This window comes from Klenkia sesuvii (genome assembly GCF_037083825.1).
GTDB classification, from domain to species: domain Bacteria; phylum Actinomycetota; class Actinomycetes; order Mycobacteriales; family Geodermatophilaceae; genus Klenkia; species Klenkia sesuvii.
This window is the reverse complement of record NZ_JBAPLU010000006.1, coordinates 207,936-214,382: the sequence shown is the minus strand read 5'-3', so window position 1 is coordinate 214,382 and position 6,447 is coordinate 207,936. Positions and strand designations below refer to the sequence as shown.

7 protein-coding genes are annotated in these 6,447 nt (G+C 76.1%); 3 read left to right on the top strand and 4 right to left on the bottom strand.

Annotated elements, in window-relative coordinates; genetic code table 11:
* Window positions 1-28 precede the first annotated feature (28 nt).
* Both TEK04_RS08430 and TEK04_RS08425 read right to left on the bottom strand, forming a co-directional pair.
* A complete protein-coding gene (locus TEK04_RS08430) occupies window positions 29-1,861 on the bottom strand; it encodes a gamma-glutamyltransferase family protein (RefSeq protein WP_336403883.1) in 1,833 nt (610 codons plus the stop codon).
* Between the two features lie 990 nt (window positions 1,862-2,851).
* Entirely contained in the window at window positions 2,852-3,187 is a 336-nt protein-coding gene (locus tag TEK04_RS08425; RefSeq protein ID WP_336403882.1) for an ArsR/SmtB family transcription factor, read from the bottom strand.
* A gap of 32 nt (window positions 3,188-3,219) precedes the next feature.
* Between TEK04_RS08425 and TEK04_RS08420 the strand changes: the two genes are divergently transcribed.
* On the top strand, window positions 3,220-4,164 hold the full coding sequence (locus TEK04_RS08420; protein WP_336403881.1) for a nucleoside hydrolase: 945 nt from the start codon (window positions 3,220-3,222) through the stop codon (window positions 4,162-4,164).
* Here TEK04_RS08420 and TEK04_RS08415 read toward each other — a convergent pair.
* Window positions 4,152-4,580, bottom strand: coding sequence for a VOC family protein (locus tag TEK04_RS08415; RefSeq protein WP_336403880.1), 429 nt, complete (start codon window positions 4,578-4,580; stop codon window positions 4,152-4,154). The two genes, TEK04_RS08420 and TEK04_RS08415, sit on opposite strands and share 13 nt — an antisense overlap.
* A gap of 48 nt (window positions 4,581-4,628) precedes the next feature.
* Between TEK04_RS08415 and TEK04_RS08410 the strand changes: the two genes are divergently transcribed.
* Entirely contained in the window at window positions 4,629-5,009 is a 381-nt protein-coding gene (locus TEK04_RS08410) for a MerR family transcriptional regulator (protein WP_336403879.1), read from the top strand.
* A 55-nt stretch (window positions 5,010-5,064) separates the two neighbouring features.
* Window positions 5,065-5,487: an NAD(+)--rifampin ADP-ribosyltransferase gene (gene arr, locus TEK04_RS08405; RefSeq protein WP_336403878.1), complete on the top strand. Its 423-nt coding sequence runs from the start codon at window positions 5,065-5,067 to the stop codon at window positions 5,485-5,487.
* Between the two features lie 13 nt (window positions 5,488-5,500).
* Here arr and TEK04_RS08400 read toward each other — a convergent pair whose 3' ends face one another.
* Entirely contained in the window at window positions 5,501-6,445 is a 945-nt protein-coding gene (locus TEK04_RS08400; protein ID WP_336403877.1) for a hypothetical protein, read from the bottom strand.
* Between the last annotated feature and the right edge of the window lie 2 nt (window positions 6,446-6,447).

The window sequence follows — 6,447 nt, the reverse complement described above, 5'->3', positions numbered from 1 at the left end:
CACTGCGGCTGCTGCCCCGGCGGGCGGGTCAGCGGCCGACGGCGTAGCCCTGCATGCCGCGGGGGTTGGCCGCCGCCGTCAGCAGGCCCGTGCTCGGGTCGGCGCTGACCGCGGAGAGCCGGCCGAGCGACCAGGCGTCGGCGACGACCACGGTGTGCCCCCGGCGGCGCAGGTCGGCGACCACGTCGTCCCCGACCCTGGACTCCACGACGACCTCGCCGGGCACGGTCTCCCGGGGGTAGAACGACGAGGGGAACGCCGTGGTGTGCCAGGCGGGGGCGTCGATCGCGGCCTGCAGGTCCAGGCCGCGCACGGTGTGCGCGAGCCAGAAGCACAGCTGCCACTGCTCCTGCTGGTCCCCGCCCGGGGTGCCGAAGGCCAGCCAGCGGCCGGTGGAGCGGTCCTGGGCCAGCGTCGGGGTGAGCGTGGTGCGCGGCCGCTTGCCCGGCGCCAGGGAGTTGGGCAGACCGCGGTCCAGCCAGAACATCTGGGCCCGGGTGCCGAGCGGGAAGCCCAGCTCGGGGATGGTCGGCGAGCTCTGCAGCCAGCCACCCGAGGGGGTGGCCGAGACGACGTTGCCCCAGCGGTCGACGACGTCGACGTGGCAGGTGTCGCCCCGGGTGGTGCCGTCGCGCTCGGTGATGTGCTCGCCGGTGCGGGCGACGGTCGGTTCGCCGACGCCCGCACCGGCGGAGAAGGACCCGGACGGGTTCGTCACGTGCCGGGGGAGCCGGGGCGGGCGCCCGTCCGGTGCACCGGGCCGCAAGGTCAGGCTTGCGGTGTCACCGAGGAGCGCCCGCCGCGCGGCGGTGTACTGCGGGTCGAGCAGGTGGTCGAGCGGGACGTCGGGCACGTCCCCGTACCAGGCCTCGCGGTCGCCCATGGCCAGCTTGACCGCCTCGACGGTGGCGTGGACGACCTCGGCCGGTGGCGCCTGCTGCCCTGCTCCCTCGCCCGGCGCCAGCCCCGGGACCCCGTCCAGCATCGCCAGCGTCTGCAGCAGCGCCGGTCCCTGGGACCACGGCCCGGCCTTCGAGACGTCCCACCCTCGCCAGTCGGTCGTGACCGGGGGCTCGTACACCGCCCGCCAGCTGGCCAGGTCGTGCCCGGTGAGGAAGCCCGCGTGGTCGCGACCGGAGTCGTCGCGCACGGGGCGCCGGGAGAACACGTCGATCGCATCGGCGACGAATCCGGAGTACCAGGCCGCGAGCGCCGCATCGATGCCTGCCTCCCGGGAGGGTCCGCGCGCTGCGTCGAGCAGCCTGCGGTAGGTGGAGGCGAGAGCTGTGTTGCGGAACAGGCGACCCGCTGCCGGAGGAGCTCCGTCGGCGGCGAGCCAGGTGGCGGCCGAGGTCGGCCAGTGGGTGGAGAAGTGCTCGGAGACCGAGGCGACGGTCGCTGCCACCCGTGGGGAGAGCGGGTGGCCGGACTCGGCGTACTCGACCGCGTAGCGGAGGACGGCGTCCAGCGGCAGGCTGCCGTGGTCGCGGAGGAGGGTCAGCCAGGCACCGACAGCACCGGGGACGGTGGCCGCGAGCAGGCCCGTACCGGGGACCAGCTCGAGACCGAGTGCCTCGAACGCATCGATCGTGGCTGCGCCGGGGGCGACCCCCTGGCCCGAGAGCACGGCGGCCCGGCCCGCGAACCCACCGCTCCCGCCGCGGGCGAAGACGATCGGGACCTCGCCACCCGGGCCGTTGAGGTGCGGCTCGACGACGTGCAGGACGAAGCCGGCAGCGACAGCGGCGTCGAACGCGTTCCCGCCGGCCTCGAGCGTCGCCATGCCGGCCGAGCTGGCGAGCCAGTGCGTCGAGGCGACCATGCCGAAGGTGCCGGCGAGCTCGGGGCGGGTCGTGAACACCGGTCCAACCTACGAGCCCCTCCACTGGGGCGCAGGCTGCCCGACCCCGAGGCGCACGAGGTCCAGGCGACCCCCCGCACCACCGCACGACGCCGCGTCCGCACCGCAGGACGGGACGCCGGGACCAGCGCGGGGGTGGCGACCCGGCGCGCCGGGGTCGCTGCCGGGAGCGCGCGGGCCGAGCTGGCGGGCCGGGGCGTCGTCGGCCCGGGGAGCTCCCGCATCGGCGCGGGGTCGTCGTCGTCGGGTGCGCGGTGCCGGCACACGGGCACGGCGTCGGTCGCGGGACGGGTCGGCGTGCTCGGCAGCTCCCGCATGGGCACCGGGTCGTCGTCGTCCGGTGCGCGGTGCCGGAGCGCGGGCTCGGACCGGGCGACAGCAGCGGCCAGCGCGGCGGCAGCCGGCGGACCCCACGCGAGGTTCTCGCCGTCGGGCCCGGCACCCCAGGACGCGAGCCGGTGGACACCGGCACGGATCCAGGCCACCAGGCGGGCCGGCGAGCCCGGCCGCCGCGCGGGGGCCGGCACCAGGCGGGCGACGGTGAACGTCTGGTGCGCCGCCACCGCAGCCTGCGCCCGGGCCACCCGCTCGGCCGACGTGAGGCTGGTCAGCTCGACAGCGCGCCCGTGCCGTCCGTCGGTGTCCGCTGCCCGCAGCCGAGCAGCGCTGCTGGGCCGGATGACCGGGTACTGCAGCGTCTCGGACATGGGTCTCTCCTCTCCTGCTCGAAGCGTGGACCGCAGCCGGGGAAGGGACTGCGGTCAGGGAGAAGAGTGACCCGTGGGACGCACGGGGCCGGCACTCCGGGACACGTCCTGGAGTGCGCGTGACCGAACCGTTGCGCACGCCGTGTCGCCGACCGGTGACCCGCCCCTCAACCGGCCCACATGTCGACCCGGAACGGTGTTTCCGCAGGTCGGCCGGCGCGGCGCGGTCGATGACCTCGGCGCGGTGCCGGTGGGGCGGGCGTGTCGCGTGTGACGGGCGGGGTCAGGGACGGCGGACGGCGCGCGGGTCGGCGCCCACCGCGCGCAGCGCCTGGACCAGCAGCGCACCCAGCGGCCCCTCGGCCACGGTGTAGTACACGAAGGTGCCCTCGCGGCGGCCCGAGACCAGGCCCGCCAGCCGCAGCTTGGACAAGTGCTGGCTGACCGCCGTCGCGGAGGTGCCGGCCAGCTCGGCCAGGCAGGCCACGTTGCTCTCACCCTGGGCCAGCGCCCACAGCACCGAGAACCGGGTGGGGTCCGACAGCATGCGCAGCAGGTCGGTCGCCTCCCTGACCTGCGCAGGGTCGGGCATCGCGAAGTCGTCGATGCCCTGGTGCACGGCGCCCATCGTAGTGGGGCAGGCTCTGACCCGTGGCCCCGCGCACCCCCCTCGTGATCGACACCGACCCCGGCATCGACGACGCGCTCGCGATCCTGCTCGCCCTGGCCAGCCCTGAGGTCGACCTGCGACTGGTCACCGCGGTGCACGGCAACGTCGAGCTGGCCCAGACCACGGAGAACGCGCTGCGGGTGCTGCACCTGGCCGGGCGCAGCGACGTACCGGTGGCCGCCGGCGCCGCCGGCCCGCTGGTGCACCCGCTGCCCGAGCGGGCCGGGCACGTGCACGGCGCGGCCGGGCTCGGGGGCGTCGAGCTGCCGGCCTCCCCCGCCGCGGTCGACCCGCGCCCGGCCGTCGTGGCGCTGGCCGACCTGCTGATGGCCCACGAGCCGGGCACCGTCACCGTCGCCCCGATCGGCCCGTTGACCAACCTGGCCCTGCTGCTGCACGTCTTCCCCGAGGCCGCGGCCCGCATCGGCCGGGTCGTGTGGATGGGTGGGTCGGCCACCCGCGGCGGCAACGTCACCGCGGCCGCGGAGTTCAACGCCTGGGCCGACCCGGAGGCCGCGCAGGCCGTGCTGCGGTCGGGCCTGCCGGTGACGATGGTCGGCCTCGACGTCACCCTGCCCACCGTGCTCACCCAGGCCGGCATCGACCGGTTCCGCGACGCCGGCGGCCGGGTCGGCGCCACCGCCGCCGCGGTGCTGCAGCAGTACGTGGACTCCGCGCGGAACAGCTACGGCATCGACGGCGTCTGCGTGCACGACGCGCTGGCGCTCACCGAGGCGATCACGCCCGGCACCCTGGGCACCGTGCGGCGCGACGTCGTCGTCGACACCACCCTGGGGGCGGCCCGCGGGCAGACCCTGGTCGACCACCGGTCGGTCGCCGAGCACGGCGTCGCGGTGGCCGAGACCGTGGACAGCGAGGCAGCCGTCGAGTTCCTCGTCGACCGGATCAGCTCCTACGGGGCCTGACGCCCGGGACGGCGTACCGCCGTCTCCTGGAACAGGGTGATCTGCAGGCCGGCCGGCGCGTCGAGCCGGGAGTTGATCGACCGCCACGGCGTCCGCACCGGCTCGGCCACCAGCTCGGCGCCCGCGTCGACCAGCCGATCGGTCTCGGCAGCCGTGTCGAGCACCTCGAACGCCAACCGGATCGGCGGGCTGGGCCGGCCCGCGGCCTCGACCCGGTCGATGGCCACCTTGTGGCTCGGGGTCGCCAGCTCGAGCGTCGCCCGGCCGACGTCGAGGATTGCGACCCGCTCGTCCCCGCCCGCGGCGAAGGCGGCGGTCTCGGGCAGGCCGAGGACGTCGCGGAAGAAGACGAGCGCCTCGTCGAAGTCGGGGGCCTCCACGACGACGCGGAGCTGGTGCACACGGTTCTGTCCCATGCGGGCAGGATCGGTCCTCACACCGGTGTGAGGGGCAAGGAGGTCGCGGTGCGGATCGGGCGGATGGCCGCGCTCTCGGGCGCCAGCCCGCGCTCGCTGCGGCACTACGAGGACGTCGGTCTGCTGAGGCCGGCGCGTTCACCGTCGGGCCAGCGGGTGTACGAGGCGGCCGACGTCGACCGGGTCATCACCATCCAGCACCTGCTGGCCGGTGGGCTGGGCACGGCCGTGGTCAAGGACCTGCTGCCCTGCCTCGACGCCCCGGCCCACGAGCGCACCGGACACCTGCAGGATCGGCTGCGCGAGGAGGTCGAGCGCCTGGAGGGACGACGTCGGGAGCTGGCCCGGCAGGTCGCCGTGCTCGGCGACCTGCTGGCCGAGCAGCCCCCGCCCGGTGCTCGGGGCGGCCCGGGCCGGCCGGTGGCCTGACCACCAGGACGACGTCGGCCTACCGCACGCGGCCCGCCGGCGGGAGCATGTCGGCATGGCTGCCGCCGACGACCCCGGACCCTTCTTCCACGGCACCGCCGCCGCGCTGCGGCCGGGCGACCTGCTCACCGCCGGGCGGCCGTCGAACTACCGGCCCGAGATCACGATGAACCACGTCTACTTCACCGCACTGGTCGACGGTGCCGGGTTGGCGGCCGAGATCGCCGTCGAGCTGGTCTCGGGCTCCGCCGTCCCGCACGTCTACGAGGTCGAGCCGACCGGCCCGTTCGAGGACGACCCGAACGTCACCGACAAGAAGTTCCCGGGCAACCCGACCCGCTCCTACCGCAGCACCGACCCGCTGCGGGTGGTGCGCGAGGTCGAGGACTGGCCCCGGCTGACCCCGGAGGCGTTGCAGGGCTGGCGCGACCGGATGGCCGCGTTGTTGCACGTGGAACGCGCCGAGATCATCAACTGATCGGCCAGGACGCTCAGGTGAGCTCGTCGACCACCTGCTGGGCGCGGTCGCGGTCGGCCTCGGCGCGCTGCAGGTCCTCCTCGGCGGCGGCCCGGTCGGCGTCGGCCTGCTCGGCGCCGCGCTCGGCGGTGGCCGCCTCGTCGTCGGCCTGTCCGGCCCGCTCGCGCGCCTGGGCCAGCGCCTCCTCGAGCTCCGAGACCCGGGCGCGCGCGTCGTCCCGGGCCGTGCCCGCGGCGGCTGCGGCCTGCGCGGCCTCGCGTGCGGCGGCGGTGGCCTGGTCCAGCTCGCCGACGGCGTCGTCCACGGCCGTGCGGGCGGCGCGCAGCGTGGCTCGTGCGGCCCGCAGCTTCTCCTCCGCCTCGCGGCGGGCGGCCCGGTCGGCCTTGGCTGCGCGGGCGGCGCCGAGGTCCACCGGCGGCGGGGGCGGCTCGGACGGAGCGGTCGGACGGCGGGGCGGGCGCCCGGTCGTCGTCGTGGTCTCCGACGGCGCCCCGATCCCGTTGTAGGTCAGCGCCCCGGTCAGCCGGCCGGCCAGCACCACCTCGGCCGCGGCCGGGTCGGCGACGGCGGCCTTCAGCGTCTCCTCCACCTGCACCAGCACCTGGTCGCTCACCGGGTGCCCCGCCCGGCGGGCGAACTTGCCGGCCTCGCGCGCGAGCGCCCGGACCACCTGCCGGCGCTGCTTGTCCAGGGCGCGCAGCTGGTCGGGGTCGAGGTCGTCCTGCGCGCGGCGGAGCAGGTCGCCCAGGTCGACCAGCTCGGTGACCTGGTCACCGGCCTCGCGGACCAGGAGGTTCACCGTCCAGGCGGCCAGCGTCGGCTTGCCGAGCTCCCCGATGCGCCGGGCCAGGGCCTTGTCGGTGCGCTTGGCCTCGGCGACGGCGTCGGTGCGGGCCCCGACGAACTCCGCCGGGAGCACTGCGTAGAGCTCGTCGGCGACGTCGTCGAAGTCGGGCACCC

Coding starts and splice junctions, on each gene's coding strand:
- TEK04_RS08415 (WP_336403880.1), bottom strand. CDS start 4,580: ATGGGACAGAACCGTGTGCACCAGCTCCGCGTCGTCGTGGAGGCCCCC.
- arr (WP_336403878.1), top strand. CDS start 5,065: ATGGCTGCCGCCGACGACCCCGGACCCTTCTTCCACGGCACCGCCGCC.